Source organism: Vibrio atypicus (assembly GCF_009811315.1).
GTDB lineage: Bacteria > Pseudomonadota > Gammaproteobacteria > Enterobacterales > Vibrionaceae > Vibrio > Vibrio atypicus.
In genome coordinates this window covers 77,890-95,361 of the sequence record NZ_BLID01000003.1, presented here as the reverse complement: position 1 = coordinate 95,361, position 17,472 = coordinate 77,890, and the positions used below count along the sequence as shown (strand labels likewise).

The window sequence follows — 17,472 nt, the reverse complement described above, 5'->3', positions numbered from 1 at the left end:
GACTACCAGCAAACCTTATCTTTTAAAGATTTCAGCGAGGATTTCTTTGTACTGTTCATTGGTTTGCGCAAGGAACTTAGTGAAATCTTCACCATTTTGATAAGCTGCATCCCAACCGTTACGCTTACGAGCTTCAGCCCATTCTGGCGTTTCCACCATTTCTTTCAGCGTTGCATTCCAGTAAGTCACTGCGTTTTCAGGCATATCTTTTGGGCCAAACAGACCGCGCCAGTTCTCAAACGTCGCGTCGATACCTTGCTCAGTTACCGTTGGGATTTCAGCAACTTTGCCTTCGCCCACACGTTTAGATGCTGTTTGAGCAAGTGCACGTAGGTTGCCGCTTTCGACTAGCTGCGCCACATCGCCAAGACCGGTTGAAATGAGGTCAACGTGTCCACCCAATACCTGAGCCACCGCACCACCGTCTTGAAAGGAGATGTAGTCGATCTGGTTAAGGTTTGGTACGTCAGCCGCTTTTGCGATAAGCAAGAATTGGATATGGTCCATACTGCCTGCCGCAGAAGTGCCGCCAATTTTGACTGATTTAGGATCTTTACGTAGCGCATCCATCACTTCGTTGATTGACTTGTACTTAGAGTCCTTTGAAACAACAAAAGCACCATAGTCAGTGATCAAACGAGCAAGAGGGGTTGTGTCTTGGTAGCTGTATTTGCTAGCACCCGTTAGGTTGGTTAACAGAATTGGTGGAGAGTAAACTGAGATAAGCTTGCCACTACCTTTTTGAGTCTGCATATACGCCAAGTTTACTGCGCCGCCGCCACCTGGGCGGTTAGTAATCGGCATATTAGCCTCTACCAGACCAGTATCTTTCAGTGTTTTAGCCACTGTACGGATTGTCAGATCCCAACCGCCGCCAGCACCAGATGGAGCAACAAACGAAAGGGTCTTAGGCGGATAATCTTCGCCAGCAACACTCGTTAATGGAAGAGCTGCAACAGAGGTCATTGCCGCTCCAATCATCAAACTCTTTAGTTTCATGTTCATTCTATATACCTATTATGGTTATGTTATTTTGATTTCAACCACTGGTGGATTATTAATAAACCGCCGTAGTTGATAAGGTTATTATTGAATGAACAGGCAAGATGTTATGTGATGGGTCGCCTTATAAATTAGTTGTTTAATGTAGGTTATGGCTTTAATGAACTTTACACAAAAAGACTTTAAAATCAGAAAGTTAACAACCAATCAATTGTAATAAAATGAAGAGCATTGTGCGGTAGATCAAAGCGATGGAAGCATAAACGGGAATTAATGTGCGCCAAGTAGTGAATTGGGTTCGTCAAACTTAAAAGAGAATTGGAAAAAACGCGAAATGAAATGAGAGGGAAGAGAAAAGCAATTGAATCTAATCGATTTCTAGTTAGCTGCGGGTGATACTCCACCCACAGCTAGAGGGAGCCATCTACTGCGTGTCACCTTTCTCCAAAGTAGAGACATAAACACGAAAGTAGAATACAGAGACCAATACAACTACGATTGAAGATCCAAGCTCGCTTAACACGCCGAGTGGCAGCATTAAATCTGGAGCCATTTCGCCAATCCAATCCAACAGAAGATCAAAAAGAATACCCGTGATGGTAATCGTAAACACACCTAGCATGAGTGTTTTAACATGCCCTTTGGTTTGTTCCCAACTGGATCCCAGAGCTTCCATTGGCGAGCGCTTATTGAGAACACATTCAAACTCTGCAAACCCGTATTTGGCTGACATATAAATGCCTGGAATAATCAGAGCCAAAATACCAACAAGCACCGCAATGCCATATAAAATATGAACTATCAGCAGCCTAAACCATTCAGATACCGATACTGATAAATCGACCTCACTGCCGGAAACTACCGACCCCATAAACTTAATCAGTCGACAAATATAGAAAGATTGACCACCGATAAACACCGTCAGATAGGCGACGGACAACCAACCGGGCTCATCTTCTATCATATAGGTATAACCACCGAACAGCGCCATTGCGATGAAGAATGGTCCAATAATCCGGAAAATAGAACCTGCATAGGTGCGAGAGAAGTACAAACTCTCCATCAACAAGGTTTTCATTGATAAATCCATATTTGTAAAAAATTAACCGAACTATATCAGAAACCTAGCCACTAGTAACAATATGGAAACTATCAACGTATTTCAGCAAAAACTCAAAAACGACAGATACAAGAAAACACGCCGTTAAGCGCTTTGATTTCAAAAACTTAAGATTGGTAAAGCATGAGGAAGGATTGGAGCGTACTGCGGGAATCGAACCCGCATCATCAGCTTGGAAGGCTGAGGTAATAGCCATTATACGAAGTACGCTACGTCGTGTTGACGAGTACTAATATGCCAGATCTTACTGAAAAGAAAAGCGTTTTTTGCTGATTTAATGCTAAGTGATGAATAGATGAGCATATCGACAAGTATTTCTTCAAAAATCGCTCAATCTGCTCGCTCCGATACTGCGCGATTCTTACCCCAAGTTTTGGCTTCATACATTAAACGGTCAGCAACTGATAAATCGATTCGTGAGTCTGGGCTTTGATAATAAGCACAACCAAGGCTTATAGACACTTTCGTATGCAAATCATTATCTAATTGCAGTTCATTGACCGCTGCGCAAATCGACTCTGCTTGATCGTGCGCTTCACAGTAGTCGAGTTCAAATGCGATCAGAGCGAATTCTTCACCGCCAATCCTTGCCATAACGATATCTGGGCCTAAACTGTTTTTGGCTTGCTCTGCAACGGACTTGATCACATCATCACCAACACCATGACCCCATGTATCATTGATCACTTTAAAATCGTCGATATCAAACACCATGACAGCGACGGGCCTGTCTTCAGAACTGATTTTATCTAACTGATCCATGAAATAGCGGCGATTGTGAATTTGAGTCAGCTCATCTGTCATCGATAACTTGGTAAGCTTATGATTCGCCGTTTCCAGCTCTGCAGTTCTGGCTTTTACCGTCCCTCTAAGTAAGACGATATAAAGCAAAGTCACTAAAGCTACGGCTCCAATAACCATTGGCGCCAAATAATCAGGATAGACAGTTTCGATGTGCATCCACTTATTGAGTATTTTGTTTTTCTCACTTTCATCAACTTGCTTAAACCCTTGGGTAATTCGAGACACCAGTTCAGCCTTCCCTTCGGCAACGGCTGGGAAGATTTCGCCTGAATACAAAAACTTAATTGGCACAAAACTGTTCGGAGTTGGTGACGAATAGAGATAAAAATTTGCGACATGAAGATCCGCTGCAAAGGCGATAATTTCAGCAGCAAAGGCCCCTTCGATTAAGAGTTGATTATTATCATATAGCTTCAACTTAGCGTTAGGGTATTCGCTCCTAACGTACATCTCCTCATAGCCCCCTTTAACGACTCCAATGGCCTGATCTAACTCACCGTTAAGCAGTAAATCGATGTCGGTTCCCAGTGCTAGTTGGCTGTAATATAGCTGGGCTTCAATTCGAAACAATGCATCGCCGTAATCTAAGAAAGAGTCCCTTGATTCTGACCACATTAATCCCGCATGGACATCTGCTTTCCCCTCTTTTACGGCCAGTAGCGAATCATTCCAGTCCAGCAAAACAAACTCAATATGAACGTCATTTGCTTTGCCATATTCACGCCAAAAATCGATAAGAATACCCGCAGGCTCATTTTGATCATTAAGATAGGAGAAGGGTTTCCAAGCTTTTGAATTTGCGACCCTTAGAGTTTCGAGATCCGCCCATGCTAAACTTGGTAGGCTTACTATTAGCAATAACCAAGCAAAACTTATCACTTTTAATTTTTTGAACGTACTTCGAGGGCTCAACTTTGCCATCGCTCTACCCAATCGTTAACTGTCACTGTATAGATAAATACTAGACTACTCTTAGATATCGCGGTGTATTCCTTACTCTTAACAGGGTAAATAAGCGCGAATAGAGAAAAGTCTCAAGTGTTACTCAGCGGCTAAAAACTCCACTTTATATTTGCGTAAAACAGAGTTGCGGGATCTTCACCAAATAAGCTGTTCGAGCTACCATCAAAACGCTGTATTACTGCCAATAATTGCCAATTATCTGCCATGGAGTAACTATTGGTGATCCCTAAAAAGTAGGAGTCGTCTTGATAAAGACTACCTGAGACTGTCAGCCTGTTAAGAGGCGTCGCATCAAAGCTAACGTCTACATAAGCGGTTTTTTTAGTAAAGCTTAGAGTTTTCGCGTTGAGTGGTAAGCTCAAATAGGCTCTGGCATTTCTAATATCAATAGGGTTATTAATATAAAGCCATGCGGCTCTCGCTAACCAGCTTCTTTGCCCGCCAAAACTGTAGTCAGTTTCTAAACTGGCAACGGTTGTTGCCTGCTGTTTAACCCCTTTGTATGTCTCTTCTCGCGGGTCAAACCACGTCAACTCCCCTCTAACCCCGGCCCCAGATACATCGGTCGCGAAGCCAGCACCAATCACATTATCGGTAAGAGATTTACCTCCGAGTAGCTGATAATCCCAGCCTTGGTAATTACCGTAATAGCGTGCCGAGTAACTATTGAGCTCACTATCGTCATTCGGGCTTGCGACCACTTCTATCCCATCGGCGAAGCCTAGCTTTTTACCAATGAGGAGTGCGTCACTGCCTGCTCGTTCTTCGTAGTCAAAATCATAAATCGAGTAAGCATTAAAAAGATCATTCGGATTCCAGACTGTATTCATCGCCCAATTAACTCTAAATCGGCCGACTCTTGCCCTCCACTCTTCTCCTCGCCAATCTAGGTACAATCGGTCGAATTGGGCGTTAACAATCAACGAATCACTTTCAGATACATTTCGGCTTAAATCCCAATAACCAGGATCGAACGAGACAAATTTTTCGTAGCCCGGAATGTCCAAGCTATCTCCCATTAAAGCGCGATTTCTCATCCCAGCATTAAAGCTAAACCCGTTGTCAAAACGATATTCAAAATTAAAACGTTGATGAACAAGATGATCGAGACTTTTATCTGCGTTGGTTGGCGCTGTGTACGTCGCCATGTATTTAACGTAACCAGAGAGATCCCAAGACTTCTGCGGCGCTAGGCCAGGTATCTGCGCAAAGGCGACACTAAAAGGGATGAAAACCATGGAGACAATAGTGAAGTTCCGTTTTATCATTCAACTAGGCTCTCCTTTGGTTCCTTCATCCTCGGCTGCTCTACTCTTGAATCTTGTTTAAGTTTTCCATCCTCAAACACAATCACGCGCTTGGCTCGCTTTATCACTCTTGGATCATGGGTTGAAAAAATAAACGTGGTTCCCTCGCGCTCATTCAGACTTTGCATGATATCCAGTAGCTCAGAGGTACTTTTGGCATCAAGATTAGCGGTTGGCTCATCTGCCATCACAAATCTTGGACTAGGTGCCAAGGCTCTCGCAACCGCGACACGTTGCTGCTGACCACCCGACATTTTGCTCGGCGTTTTATCTTTTTGCTCCGAAAGGCCGACTTGTTCCAGTAAAGCTAAGGCTCGACGCTTACACTCCGCATCACTGTGACCTTGTAACTGCATAACAAACTCAACATTCTCTAATGCAGTAAGTACGGGAAGTAGACTGTAGTCTTGGAATATAAAACCAATATGATCTCGTCTAAACGCAATCAGTGCTTTTTCAGACAGCTGACAAATATCGCAATCGTCAATATAAACAGAACCAGAGCTCGGTGTATCGATACCACCGATCAAGTTAAGTAGTGTGGTTTTACCTGAACCGGATGGCCCCATTACGGCGACAAACTCGCCCTGCTCAATAATAAGATTGACGTCTTGTACCGCGTGAACGGGAAAGTCCGTCTCTTGATTGTAGGTTTTACATAGCTGGCTTAATTTAATCGTCATTAACTTTTCTCCGCCATTGCTTCAACAGGACGCTGTTTTAAAATTTGCCTTGCCGGATAGATAGCCGCTAAGACACTTGCGACAAATACGGTAGTAAATATCATGCTGTACTCTCGTGCAGAGACTATTGGCCTTAGCAAAGTATCGACACCGTAAGCACCTAACCCTTCTGACATACTGGCCAGCGAAATTCCGACACTGTTCATTAATGTCACTAACGCAATACTCACAACAATCCCTAAGCTTGCTCCCGTTACCCCTAATAAGGTTGTTTCGAACATAATAAGCGAAAATATTTTGTGTTTTTGCATCCCTACCGCCATTAACACGCCGAACTCTTGTGTTCGCTCAAATACAGACATCAGCATTATATTGATGATGCCAAACATCATGGCGACAACAAAAATAATAAGAATGACCTGATTACTTACGTCCATCGTGCTCATCATAGTGGCCAGCATAGGTTGGATACGTTGCCAATCACGAATAGATAGCTGCGATGAGTTCAAGGCGAAATCTGGTAATGCTTTGATCTCTTCTTCTACAAGAGAAATCTTATCAACATCACTCACTAAAATAGCGATTTCATGCACGCCATGCATAGATGCGGTATGTTGAAGGTCACTTTTACGGACAAAAACCTTACCCTCGTCAAAAGAGGTCGACGGCGTAGCAAACATTCCCCGAACCCGATAAGCCGCACCAGCAACTTCACCGTCCACATCGGTAAACGTAAGCACCACTTTTGAGCCAATGCGAAGCTTAAGTCGCTCTGCCATTTTTTCAGATACCAAGATTGGATTACGCCCAGTATTGTCTAACCACTCTCCTTGAGTGATATGCGAACTCAATGGGGTAATCTTCGCTTCATTGACTAAGTCGATACCATTGATTTGAACACCCCGATTACTACGGGCAGAGGCAATCATTCCCTGTGCGATAAATCGTGCAGAAACAGCCGTCACATCGTCCAACGCTCGAATAGACTCCGCTAAAGTTTGACCATTTGGAATCTGATCCGCAATGTCAGAATTCGTCACGTACTTCTGTTCATGTATTTGAATATGGCTTGTTTGCCAACGAATCGCATTGCTGATCATGCTATCTACGAAACCCGTCATAAAGCCCATCATGGCAATTACACCCGTTAAGCCAAACACCATCGCTCCAAGAATGATGGAAGTTCTCAACTTATTGCGCCAAAGGTTACGCCAAGCCAACTTAATGAGCATGGGCACCTCCTTTAAGTGCAGTCGCCACATTTAACCTCGCCACTCGAAGCATTGGATAAACAAGACAAAGCACCATGAGCCCTAGAACAATCACTATTTGATTTATAAACAGAGCAGGCTCAACAGAAACAGGCACAATGGGTTCGAATCCGGAATCGATCATTAACTGCCCAGCCTCTCCAGTAATTTCAAGAGGGTTGAAATAGAAGTAGGTTAAGAAAGGAGCACTAACCAACAAACCGAGAACCAAGCCCAGTAGAGAGATAAAGGTCGATTCAATAAACAGTAACAGTGCGAGTTTCGTGCGAACCAGCCCTGTCGCTAACATAACGGCAAATTCACGTTGGCGCTCTAACGTCATCATCAATATTGTGGCAAACAATCCAAAGCCGACAATTCCGTATAAGACATAAACAAGGAAGATCCCTCCTGCTCTGTCCATTAATATTTGCTGTGCGAGTTCAGGAGAGAGTTGTTGCCAATCTTTCACGACCGCGTTGGGCGCGTATTCGTTGTTCAATGCTGAGACTGTCAGATCTAGTTCACTTAGTACTTTTACGTCGATGACCCAATTGGTCACCAAGTTTTGAGTCGAATAGAGTGCTTGCGCCGCTTTAATTGGCATATAGACAAGCTGATTGTCTAATTGCTGTAGCGGAAAATGGAGTACGCCGGAGATCGTATATAAACCTGCAGCGGTTTGGCCTCTGTAACCTTGGCCATACAAAACTAACTCGTCCCCTACTGACACTTGCAAATAACGCGCGAGACTTTCTCCAACCAATACGCCTTTACCGTCAGGCTCTATAAAATCACCTTTGACCAATTTAGCACTGATATTTGAGTATTCGTCCTCTTTTACAGGATCAACACCAAGGACAAGTACGCCTTTAGAACGTTCACCCGCCGCAGCTAGGGCGACAGACTCTATCCGTGGCAATACCCGTTCAACATTTTCGATCTCTTTGGCTCGCTGAATATAATTTTCATCTTCAGGCAATACATCATCAATGCTATTTGAGGTATGAAACTCAGGATGTTGAAGCTGAATCAGGCCAGTATAAAACTTGGCAGCATTTTCGATATTGGCGCTATAACTCCCCTCTTGAAAGCTTCTTGTCATTAAAGAGAGAAATAGCGCCAACGCAAGCGCCGAGGCTGTTAATAAGGTTCGCCTTTTTTGCCGCCAAAGATTTCGCCACGCGAGTCTCATCAACATAGGCTTATTCTCTCAATGCTTTCATTTGGTTCAATGAGAAAAAGTCATCGCTAATATCAAAGTCAAACTGCGCTTGATGCGTCGTCATGACCGTTTTATGCCCTTCTTTATCGACCGGGATCATCTCCATTCGTGTGGGTAACATGCGTCCACCCATTTCTTGAATCTCAAAGGTCTGCATAATATTGACCAGCTCTTCAAATTCATCATAAAACTCGACTTTACGTTGGAGGTGCGTTTTCTGGGAAATCCAGAGCGTCACCTTGGTCCAAACCACGGGCGCATCTGGCTTAGCTATAGCATCAATGACCCAAACATCCTCGTCATCGAAGGTATCTGCACGAACAAGCTTATGCTCGTAGTCGACAACAATTGAAGATTGGTTGATCAAATCATCATTGGTGAAATCTGACCCCATCCAAGATTGGCTAAGCATTGATGGCGCAATCTTGATGACTCTTTCTATATTTGGCACCCAGTTCCACATTTCCCGTGCGCGTTTAAGTGATGCACTGCCTTTATCTTTTGCAGGAGCCGTAACCAAAACCATCGAAAGCTCTGTCCCTTTGGTCCAATTCTTCATACTCATGGAACGTTTCCAGTCTGGTCGTATAATTTCCATGGTCGACTCTGAATAGCTCGAATCGCCACGCATCGCCTTATCTGATTCAGAGACAATTTGGCTCGCATCAATATCAGAAGATGCTTGAACGGAACTAAAAGAAAAGAGAAGAAGTAAGGTGACAAAACTTGCAAAGAGTTTAGGCATAGTGCCTCCAAACAAATGTGAGGATTGCACTTAATATAGCAAGCTAAGTTGGTGATTATTTGGGAATCGGTTCAAATATTGAACTGAATCAAAGGAAGGAGGCAGATAGCAAAAAGCCTCCGCAATTGCGAAGGCTTTTACAACAAAATCGAATATCGATTAGATGTTTGCTGCTGTGATGTAGTTGTTCAACTCATCATTTGAAACAGTTGCAACGTGTTGGTCGTTCAAGTAGAACGCTACGCTGTCTTCTGCTTTCTCACCACGAAGTACTTTTGTCGTACCGTCGATGTAAGAAATATCCATTTGCATTGTATTTTCATCGATTTGCTGCATTGTTGCATGCTCGATGTTTGCATTGTTTGCTAGTGGAACCGTTGTTAGCGTGCTATCTAACTGATCGTTCACTTTGATGTAGTTTTTCGTTGGCATATCTACAACCGCAGGTGATTTACCTGTGATTGGGTTTTTACCAGTCCAAAACTCTACTGCGTTAAAAACAAACAAGTCAACTGCACCTGCAATACCGTAAACAGGAGAAAGCAGTAAGAACATACCTTCACGACCGTAACGGTTATCAACCACTTCAAGGTTGAATTTAGACACCATACCAGTAATGGCCATTTGGCCCATACAACCAGTTAGAGATGTCATACCAAGACCAGCAACAATAGCAATTTTTAATGCATTAGATTTCATATTTTACCACCACTTTTTCGAGATGGCGGCATCCTACTCCTGAATTTTAAATAATCAATCTATAGACATGTATATTTGACAGAAATCTTACAGTGTTAAAGTATTGTTTTACATAGGATAATTCCTACTCAATATGACAAGTATTGTGTCAATCTAGGATCATTCTCACCAGATATTCCTACTTTTTCTTAACCTTGGGGGAATTCAACGTATTACCCTTACAAAATATAGAAAATGCTGATTTTTGATCATCCACCACCATCCCGAACTGTATAAATTATAAACAGATAGTTTTATCAACCATGCAAATGTTAAAAATTAACCGTTAGATACAAGCAATCAAACCAGCCATATACACCACCTTTTTAAACAAAAGCAGTTTAAAAGTTCAAATTAACCGCATCAACTTAGCGAATATCAGAACTGTTTTCTAAGTCATGTTTTCCGACAAAGATTTTGCGAATCTATTTATAAAATGAATAATAGCCCCTTGTTACAGACATGTAACAAAACACAACATTATATAAGAAATATTCATATAAACTTTAAATCACAGGCAGGATAAGCATGACAAAGCGTATCTCGCTTGCCGTTTTGGCAAGCACTTTTGCAGGTAGCGCCGCAGCATCAAACTTAGATGACAAAATCAACGAAGTCGTTGCACCCATCGTCAACCCATTTGTAGGAATGATCTTCTCGACTATTCCTTTCCCTTTTACTGACGTGCAGGTGCCATGGATCGTTCTTTGGTTAGTTGTTGCTGCGATTTTCTTTACTTTCTATCTTGGTTTTATCAACGTCCGCGGTTTTAAACACGCGGTACAATTGGTATCAGGTAAGTTCTCTGATCCAAAAGCAAAATCAGATGGTGAAGTATCCCACTTCCAAGCTCTTACTACTGCTCTTTCGGGCACAGTAGGTTTGGGTAACATCGCCGGTGTTGCAGTAGCCGTATCAATCGGTGGCGCAGGCGCGACATTCTGGATGATCCTTGCAGGTCTTCTGGGTATGTCGAGTAAATTCGTAGAATGTGCTCTGGGTGTTAAATACCGTAACACCAATCCAGACGGCTCAGTTTCAGGTGGTCCAATGTACTACCTGAGCAAAGGTCTAGCGAAACGCGGTAACGCAGCGTTTGGTCGCACATTGGCTGTTCTATTCTCTGTATTTGCGATTGGTGGTTCTCTGGGCGGCGGTAACATGTTCCAGGCTAACCAAGCGTTTAAACAGGTAGTCGGCGTGACAGGTGGCGACGCATCTTTCCTTGCAGACAAAGGTTGGTTGTTCGGTCTTATCCTAGCGGTCATCGTGGGTATCGTAATCATTGGTGGTATCAAATCTATCGCGAAAGTCACTGAGAAAGTGGTTCCTTTCATGGCGACGATTTACGTTGGTGCGGCTCTGGTTATCCTTATCATCAACTTCGACCGTATCGACGATGCATTTGGCGCAATCTTTAACGGCGCATTCACTGGTGAAGGTATTGCTGGTGGTGTAATTGGTGTGCTTATCCAAGGTTTCAAACGTGCGGCGTTCTCGAACGAAGCGGGTGTTGGTTCGGCGGCAATTGCTCACGCGGCAGTAAAAACGAAAGAGCCAATGTCTGAAGGTTTCGTATCACTTCTAGAACCGTTCATTGATACTGTTGTTATCTGTACGATGACAGCGCTAGTTATCATCATCACTGGCTACCTAGATACTGACCACGGTCTTGCTGGTGTAGAACTAACTTCTGCAGCATTTGGTAGTGCAATTAGCTGGTTCCCATACGTTCTTGCAATTGCAGTTGTTCTGTTTGCTTTCTCTACGATGATCTCTTGGTCTTACTACGGCCTGAAAGCTTGGACCTACCTATTTGGTGAAAGCAAAATTGCGGAGCTTATCTTCAAAGTTAAATTCTGTATCTTTGTCGTTATCGGTGCAGCAATGAACTTAGGTCCTGTTATCGACTTCTCAGATGCGATGATCTTCGCAATGGCACTGGTTAACATTGTCGGTCTATACATCCTAGTTCCTGAAGTTAAACGTGACCTAGCGGATTACCTAGAGCGCTTCAACGCAGGTAAAGTTTACAAGGTACAGCAAGAAACTAAGCTGACTGAGCAAACTGACTAGTTCTCTACTCTCTAATAAAACAGCAGGCCTAGGTCTGCTGTTTTTGTTTTCACTGTAATTCAAAGCTTCTTACTAGTAGGGCTTTCCTTTCTAGATATTCCCTCTTGATACTTCGAACGTTTACTCGATAAATCAACATAATTGCCTAGCAAACCGCGACTGTAAAGCGTCTTTTACTCTCTTACTTCTCTTCAAATTAAGCACATTTTAACAATTTGGTTACACTTATCCTTATAGGTAGATATCGACATTCATCGCTAATTAGTTGGACCTTAGCAGTAAAAAACAGCGATTAGGTAAAGTTATACAGCAGGTTGTGTGGAGAACAAGCCTATAGATTGGCGGAAAAAGTCTACCTCGATTCAAACCGAAACATGGTTATTGAGTCGAAACGTCTAACGTGGTGCAACCCACCATTATGGGCAAAACAAGGAGAGACCGATGAACGTTCAAGCTTTACCCATGCTTCGCTTTATCGACCATTTAGGTGAAGCCGTAGAACAGCTTCCGGCGTGGGCTGATGCAACCACGCTGACGCAGTTCTATCAAGATATGGTGTTAAGCCGTACCTATGATAATAAAGCCGTTGCACTTCAACGCACTGGCAAACTTGGCACCTACCCATCTCACTTGGGTTCCGAGGCTTACGGTATTGCGATTGGCCATGCGATGCACAACAAAGATGTTTTTATCCCCTATTATCGCGATATGCCTGCCATGTGGGTTCGTGGCATCCCAATGGAAAAGAATTTGCAATATTGGGGTGGCGACGAGCGAGGCAGTGACTTCGACCCAATTGATGGCCAGCCCTGCCGAGATCTTCCCTTCTGCGTTCCTATCGCCACCCAATGCACTCATGCTGTCGGAGTGGCTTCTGCATTAAAAATTGACGGAAACCATCAAGTCGCCATTGTAACTTGTGGCGATGGCGCGACATCAAAAGGCGACTTTCTTGAATCAATCAACTGTGCCGGCGCTTGGAACCTACCGCTTGTGTTTGTCGTCAATAACAATCAATGGGCGATTTCTGTCCCCCGCGAACTTCAATGTGCGGCAGATTTTCTCTCTGAAAAAGCCAAAGGTGCCGGAATCAAAGGGATAACCGTCGATGGGAATGATATCGTCGCTATGCATGACGTCACCTTAAGTGCCCTCGATAGAGCGAGGCGTGGTAAAGGCCCAACATTAATAGAAGCAATCAGCTACCGACTCAGCGATCACACAACCGCTGACGATGCCACTCGTTATCGCCCCGCTCAAGAGCTTGAAACCGCTTGGAAATACGAGCCAATATCACGGCTTAGAACCTATCTAATCCAGATCAACGCTTGGTCAGAAACACAAGACGAAGCTTGGCAACAAGAATGCAAACAGCAAGTCGAAAAAGCGGTTGAGAACTACTTGGCGATTGTGCCTCAAGCCCCCGAATCTGCCTTTGATTATCTCTATGAATCTGCAGCTGCAGAGCTTAATCAACAGCGTGATGAACTGATCAACAAAGTGATGCGTATGCAGGGAGGTCATCATGGCTGAGATAACGTTAGTTGAAGCCGTTAACCTTGCACTTCATCACGAGATGGAACGCGACAGTCGTGTCGTCGTTCTTGGTGAAGATGTCGGCGACAATGGCGGCGTATTTCGAGCTACGGTAGGGTTAAAAGAGCAATTTGGTTTGCGTCGTGTTATTGATTCTCCTTTAGCAGAAGCGCTCATCGGCGGTGTTACCGTGGGCATGGCAACTCAAGGGTTACGTCCTGTCGCTGAATTTCAGTTCCAAGGTTTCGTTTTCCCGGCAATGGAACACCTTATGTGCCACGCCGCAAGGATGCGTAATCGAACTCGCGGCAGACTCACTTGCCCAGCGGTATTCCGAGCCCCTTTTGGTGGTGGTATCCATGCGCCAGAGCACCATTCTGAAAGTGTAGAAGCTTTGTTTGCCCATATCCCGGGCTTCAAAGTAGTCATCCCCTCTTCTCCTCAACGCGCTTATGGTCTGTTGCTAGCGTCTATCCGCAGTAATGATCCAGTCATGTTCTTCGAACCTAAACGCATTTATCGAACGGTCAAATCCAATGTCATCGACAATGGTGAAGCGCTACCTCTCGATACTTGTTTCACTTTGCGCAAAGGCCGAGATGTGACACTTGTGACTTGGGGTGCGTGCGTCGTCGAATCCTTGCAAGCCGCCCACTCGTTATCAGAGCAAGGTATTGAAGTTGAAGTCATTGACCTCGCTTCAATTAAACCTATCGATATGGCAACCATACTCAAATCACTCGAGAAAACAGGCCGACTGCTTGTGGTGCATGAAGCCAGCCGCAGTGGTGGTGTTGGCGCTGAACTTATCGCCCGAGTAGCAGAAAGCGCTATGTGCATTTTAAAAGCGCCACCGAAACGGGTAACGGGGATGGATACCATTATGCCCTACTACCGAAACGAAGATTATTTCATGATTCAAGAGCAGGATATCGTTCACGCCGCACGTGAATTAGTGGAGGGTTGGAAATGAAAAATTTCTTATTACCAGATTTAGGCGAAGGATTAGCCGAGTCAGAGATCATCGAGTGGCACGTTAAAGAAGGTGATGTGGTAGAAGTCGATCAAACCGTATTAACCGTCGAAACCGCCAAAGCCGTTGTAGAAGTCCCAGCACCGTATAGTGGCACCGTCATCAGCCGTCATGTCAATGAAGGGGATGTGGTGAATATCGGCGCTCTCTTATTGCAAATCGAAGAAAAGAGCGCAGTCTCCTCCCCTAAACAGAAAGTCACACAAAGTGCAGATGCCGCCACTGTTGTCGGTAATGTTTCTCAGCAAACTCATCATGTTGATGTAGACGACTTTTGGATTGGTGGAACAAGCAATCATATTGAACAGTCTCCCGTCACTGCGATGCCGTCAGCTCGCCTACTGGCCAAAAAGCTAGGGGTAAATTTAGACAATGTCGATGGTAGCGGCCAAGACGGCCTGATCACCGATGACGATATCTATCACGAAGCAGGAAGGCAACAACCAGGCACCGAGGTACTAAAAGGGGCTCGTCGTACTATGGTTGCCACCATGACGGAGTCACACCATCAGGTTGCTTCCGTCACGATTACTGAGGAAGCCAGTCTGGCAAATTGGGGAGCTGATGAAGATATCTCTTCGCGCTTAATTCAAGCCGTCGTTTACGCCTGTCAAAAAGAACCTGCCCTCAATGCTTGGTTTGATGCAGACACCATGACTCGATGCGTACATAGCACTGTGAATATTGGTATTGCTGTGGACAGTGTTCACGGTCTTTATGTCCCCGTACTTCGTCATGCCGACACTTATACTCCGGAAGATGTTCGCATCTGGTTAAATGACACCGTGAAGGGTATTCGTGATCGTAAGATTGGCCGAGAACAACTGCAACATGCGACCATAACCCTGTCTAATTTTGGCGCTATCGCGGGTATCTACGCAACACCTGTCGTCTCCCCGCCCCAAGTCGCTATTGTTGGCGCAGGCCGTATTATCAAAAAGCTAACACTCGTCGATGATAAACCTGTTGAAGTTAAAGCTATGCCACTATCGATCACCTTTGATCACAGGGCCTGTACTGGTGGTGAGGCTGCTCGATTTACCAAGAAATTAGTCGAGCACTTAGAAAAATAGTTCGCTAAAAAACAAAACCCGAAGCCGCGGTGATGGCTTCGGGTTTTCTATAACTTGGCTCTTAATGTGAGTCGTATTTACAGTTTGAAGTTACCGACTAATCGGTCAAGCTGCTTAGAGAGATGCATCAAGTGTTCACTGCTCGAATTGAGTTGTTGAGCCACTTCCGCCGTTTCGCCAGTAAACTGGTTTATCTCTTCAACATTGCGGTTGATCTCCCCCACAACGCTAGATTGCTCTTCTGTCGCTGTCGCTACTTGAATATTTTGATCGCTGATGTGAGTAATATGCTCTTCAATCAGTTTTAAAGATTCACTCGCGTTAGCGGCGCTATCAACCACCATTACCGTTTGATCGCGACCGTTAACCATTGCGCTTACCGCTCGATTAGATTCACCTTGTAAGCGATCAATCACGCCTTGAATTTCTTCCGTCGAGTCGGCTGACAAACTCGCAAGTTTACGCACTTCATCAGCAACCACTGCAAAGCCACGCCCTTGTTCGCCTGCGCGCGCTGCTTCAATCGCTGCATTAAGCGCCAACAGGTTCGTTTGCTCAGAGATACCGCGAATAGTGTCTAAGATAGAGCTGATATCATCTACTTGATTTGCCAACGAGGTTACAACTTCACTCGCTTGTTCAAGTTCGCACTTCAGCCCCGTGATCTGTTCACCAGCGTTGTCGACAACAGAGGTACCGTTTTGAGCTTGGCTTGTAGCATCTTTCGCAACTTCGGCTGCTTGCGCGGCGTTGGTTGCGATCTCACTCACCGTTGCGCCAAGCTCATGAATCGCCGTAGCAACTTGCGTTGTTCTGTCACGTTGAGAAGTACAGTGTCCTTGGGTTAGGCTCGCGTGATCAGAAACTTGTTTCGCCGTCATCGCCAGTTCTTGCGAGTTCAGTGCAACATCTTTTATCGAATCATGAACACGGGTTACAAAAGCGTTAAAGCTGCTGCCGATAGACGAAAGTTCATCTTTACCACCCATTTCTAGGCGAGCTTCCAAATCCATATCATCTGCTGCTTTAGCAATAAATGACTGTAAGAAAGCAACTCGACGTTTCAAGCTCATAACAATCACAGAGGAAATTATCAACGAGATAATTAGGCCAACACCAATAATTGAAAAGAGTCGACTCTGACCTGATTGGTAACTTTGCTCACTTTGAACATACTGCTGCTGAGCTTGTTCAAGTAAGGTATCTAAGATCTTGTTGGCGTGATTTTTGAGTACGCCATAAGTTTTGGCGTATTTGGTTTTATAGATCTGACGGGCTGTCTCCAAATCTTTCTTTTCAAGCGCAGCGAGCATTGGAGTGAGTTCTTCTCTCACCATACGCTCAAACTCAGCCAGAAGTTTCGAGACTTCTTGTTTTAGTTCAGGGCTTGCCTGCGCATCCACCGCGTATTGGATCGCTTGACGCATTTCAGGAATATCTTCTTCACGCGTCTCTTTAACACGAGTCAAAACCCCTTTTTTGTCCCTAAGTGAGCTGTCTTGCAGCAACATCATATCAATACCAACACGCATGCGGGGGATTCGAGACGCGACTTCAGCCATAGAACGCATCGGAGCAGAGGTATTTAAGTAAAGTTTTTCCGATTGCAGTTGGAGGCTAGACATACTATTGAAGCTGGCAAAACCAACGATGATAAGCGCTATACAAGGTAGCAATACCGCAAACACTAAGCGGCTTTGTAGGGTAAATTTATTGGCAAACATTGTCGTTCCTTCTAACACATTTCTTATTATTGTTACAATTTATACTATTGATGGTAGAGGACGGCCGAGCTATGTAACACCTTTCTTAATACTGTTTATTTGCATTAACGTTTTTTATGATTTTAATGCACAATAACCTAGCAAAAAGCTAGGTTATTGCTATAGCAGGAGAGTTAATAAGTGGAGACTGAAG

General features: G+C 44.3%; 14 protein-coding genes and 1 tRNA gene. 4 read left to right on the top strand and 11 right to left on the bottom strand.

Annotated elements, in window-relative coordinates; translation table 11 throughout:
• Positions 1-15 precede the first annotated feature (15 nt).
• From GVO60_RS07705 to GVO60_RS07660, 10 genes are all read right to left on the bottom strand, one after another.
• The gene (locus tag GVO60_RS07705) at positions 16-1,005 is read right to left on the bottom strand and encodes a Bug family tripartite tricarboxylate transporter substrate binding protein (protein WP_159652598.1); all 990 of its coding nucleotides are present in this window, start codon (positions 1,003-1,005) and stop codon (positions 16-18) included.
• Between the two features lie 421 nt (positions 1,006-1,426).
• Positions 1,427-2,080 carry a hypothetical protein gene (locus tag GVO60_RS07700; RefSeq protein WP_159652596.1) on the bottom strand — a complete coding sequence of 218 codons (654 nt, stop codon included), beginning with the start codon at positions 2,078-2,080 and terminating at the stop codon, positions 1,427-1,429.
• A gap of 177 nt (positions 2,081-2,257) precedes the next feature.
• Positions 2,258-2,332 (bottom strand) — tRNA-Gly (locus GVO60_RS07695).
• Positions 2,333-2,452: 120 nt separating this feature from the next.
• The gene (locus GVO60_RS07690) at positions 2,453-3,847 is read right to left on the bottom strand and encodes a sensor domain-containing diguanylate cyclase (RefSeq protein ID WP_159652594.1); all 1,395 of its coding nucleotides are present in this window, start codon (positions 3,845-3,847) and stop codon (positions 2,453-2,455) included.
• A 131-nt stretch (positions 3,848-3,978) separates the two neighbouring features.
• Entirely contained in the window at positions 3,979-5,157 is a 1,179-nt protein-coding gene (locus GVO60_RS07685; protein ID WP_159652592.1) for a hypothetical protein, read from the bottom strand.
• Positions 5,154-5,879, bottom strand: a complete 726-nt coding sequence (locus GVO60_RS07680) for an ABC transporter ATP-binding protein (RefSeq protein WP_159652590.1) — start codon at positions 5,877-5,879, stop codon at positions 5,154-5,156. Before GVO60_RS07680 ends, GVO60_RS07685 begins: the two co-directional genes overlap by 4 nt.
• Positions 5,879-7,111 carry an ABC transporter permease gene (locus GVO60_RS07675; protein ID WP_159652588.1) on the bottom strand — a complete coding sequence of 411 codons (1,233 nt, stop codon included), beginning with the start codon at positions 7,109-7,111 and terminating at the stop codon, positions 5,879-5,881. Before GVO60_RS07675 ends, GVO60_RS07680 begins: the two co-directional genes overlap by 1 nt.
• Positions 7,101-8,330, bottom strand: a complete 1,230-nt coding sequence (locus GVO60_RS07670) for an ABC transporter permease (RefSeq protein WP_159652586.1) — start codon at positions 8,328-8,330, stop codon at positions 7,101-7,103. The genes GVO60_RS07675 and GVO60_RS07670 overlap by 11 nt, the downstream gene beginning before the upstream one ends.
• 4 nt (positions 8,331-8,334) lie before the next feature.
• Positions 8,335-9,099, bottom strand: a complete 765-nt coding sequence (locus tag GVO60_RS07665; protein WP_159652584.1) for an outer membrane lipoprotein-sorting protein — start codon at positions 9,097-9,099, stop codon at positions 8,335-8,337.
• A gap of 159 nt (positions 9,100-9,258) precedes the next feature.
• Positions 9,259-9,798, bottom strand: coding sequence for a DUF3332 domain-containing protein (locus GVO60_RS07660; protein ID WP_159652582.1), 540 nt, complete (start codon positions 9,796-9,798; stop codon positions 9,259-9,261).
• 567 nt (positions 9,799-10,365) lie between these two features.
• On the opposite strand from GVO60_RS07660, the gene GVO60_RS07655 reads away from it, so the two are divergent.
• The 4 genes from GVO60_RS07655 to GVO60_RS07640 all read left to right on the top strand — a co-directional run bounded on the left by GVO60_RS07655 (position 10,366) and on the right by GVO60_RS07640 (position 15,555).
• Positions 10,366-11,913: an alanine/glycine:cation symporter family protein gene (locus GVO60_RS07655; RefSeq protein ID WP_159652580.1), complete on the top strand. Its 1,548-nt coding sequence runs from the start codon at positions 10,366-10,368 to the stop codon at positions 11,911-11,913.
• Between the two features lie 441 nt (positions 11,914-12,354).
• Positions 12,355-13,446 carry a pyruvate dehydrogenase (acetyl-transferring) E1 component subunit alpha gene (gene pdhA, locus GVO60_RS07650; RefSeq protein ID WP_159652578.1) on the top strand — a complete coding sequence of 364 codons (1,092 nt, stop codon included), beginning with the start codon at positions 12,355-12,357 and terminating at the stop codon, positions 13,444-13,446.
• Entirely contained in the window at positions 13,439-14,422 is a 984-nt protein-coding gene (locus GVO60_RS07645) for an alpha-ketoacid dehydrogenase subunit beta (RefSeq protein ID WP_159652577.1), read from the top strand. Before pdhA ends, GVO60_RS07645 begins: the two co-directional genes overlap by 8 nt.
• Positions 14,419-15,555, top strand: a complete 1,137-nt coding sequence (locus GVO60_RS07640; RefSeq protein ID WP_159652575.1) for a dihydrolipoamide acetyltransferase family protein — start codon at positions 14,419-14,421, stop codon at positions 15,553-15,555. The genes GVO60_RS07645 and GVO60_RS07640 overlap by 4 nt, the downstream gene beginning before the upstream one ends.
• 77 nt (positions 15,556-15,632) lie before the next feature.
• On the opposite strand, the gene GVO60_RS07635 is transcribed toward GVO60_RS07640, so the two are convergent.
• Positions 15,633-17,279, bottom strand: coding sequence for a methyl-accepting chemotaxis protein (locus tag GVO60_RS07635; protein ID WP_159652573.1), 1,647 nt, complete (start codon positions 17,277-17,279; stop codon positions 15,633-15,635).
• Positions 17,280-17,472: the final 193 nt, after the last annotated feature.

Excerpts from the sequence above, each read along its gene's own strand:
- GVO60_RS07705 (WP_159652598.1), bottom strand. The coding sequence starts at position 1,005 with ATGAACATGAAACTAAAGAGTTTGATGATTGGAGCGGCAATGACCTCT.
- GVO60_RS07700 (WP_159652596.1), bottom strand. The coding sequence starts at position 2,080 with ATGAAAACCTTGTTGATGGAGAGTTTGTACTTCTCTCGCACCTATGCA.
- GVO60_RS07690 (WP_159652594.1), bottom strand. The coding sequence starts at position 3,847 with ATGGCAAAGTTGAGCCCTCGAAGTACGTTCAAAAAATTAAAAGTGATA.
- GVO60_RS07680 (WP_159652590.1), bottom strand. The coding sequence starts at position 5,879 with ATGACGATTAAATTAAGCCAGCTATGTAAAACCTACAATCAAGAGACG.
- GVO60_RS07655 (WP_159652580.1), top strand. The coding sequence starts at position 10,366 with ATGACAAAGCGTATCTCGCTTGCCGTTTTGGCAAGCACTTTTGCAGGT.
- GVO60_RS07640 (WP_159652575.1), top strand. The coding sequence starts at position 14,419 with ATGAAAAATTTCTTATTACCAGATTTAGGCGAAGGATTAGCCGAGTCA.
- GVO60_RS07635 (WP_159652573.1), bottom strand. The coding sequence starts at position 17,279 with ATGTTTGCCAATAAATTTACCCTACAAAGCCGCTTAGTGTTTGCGGTA.
- GVO60_RS07670 (WP_159652586.1), bottom strand. The coding sequence starts at position 8,330 with ATGTTGATGAGACTCGCGTGGCGAAATCTTTGGCGGCAAAAAAGGCGA.
- GVO60_RS07685 (WP_159652592.1), bottom strand. The coding sequence starts at position 5,157 with ATGATAAAACGGAACTTCACTATTGTCTCCATGGTTTTCATCCCTTTT.
- GVO60_RS07665 (WP_159652584.1), bottom strand. The coding sequence starts at position 9,099 with ATGCCTAAACTCTTTGCAAGTTTTGTCACCTTACTTCTTCTCTTTTCT.
- GVO60_RS07645 (WP_159652577.1), top strand. The coding sequence starts at position 13,439 with ATGGCTGAGATAACGTTAGTTGAAGCCGTTAACCTTGCACTTCATCAC.
- GVO60_RS07660 (WP_159652582.1), bottom strand. The coding sequence starts at position 9,798 with ATGAAATCTAATGCATTAAAAATTGCTATTGTTGCTGGTCTTGGTATG.
- pdhA (WP_159652578.1), top strand. The coding sequence starts at position 12,355 with ATGAACGTTCAAGCTTTACCCATGCTTCGCTTTATCGACCATTTAGGT.
- GVO60_RS07675 (WP_159652588.1), bottom strand. The coding sequence starts at position 7,111 with ATGCTCATTAAGTTGGCTTGGCGTAACCTTTGGCGCAATAAGTTGAGA.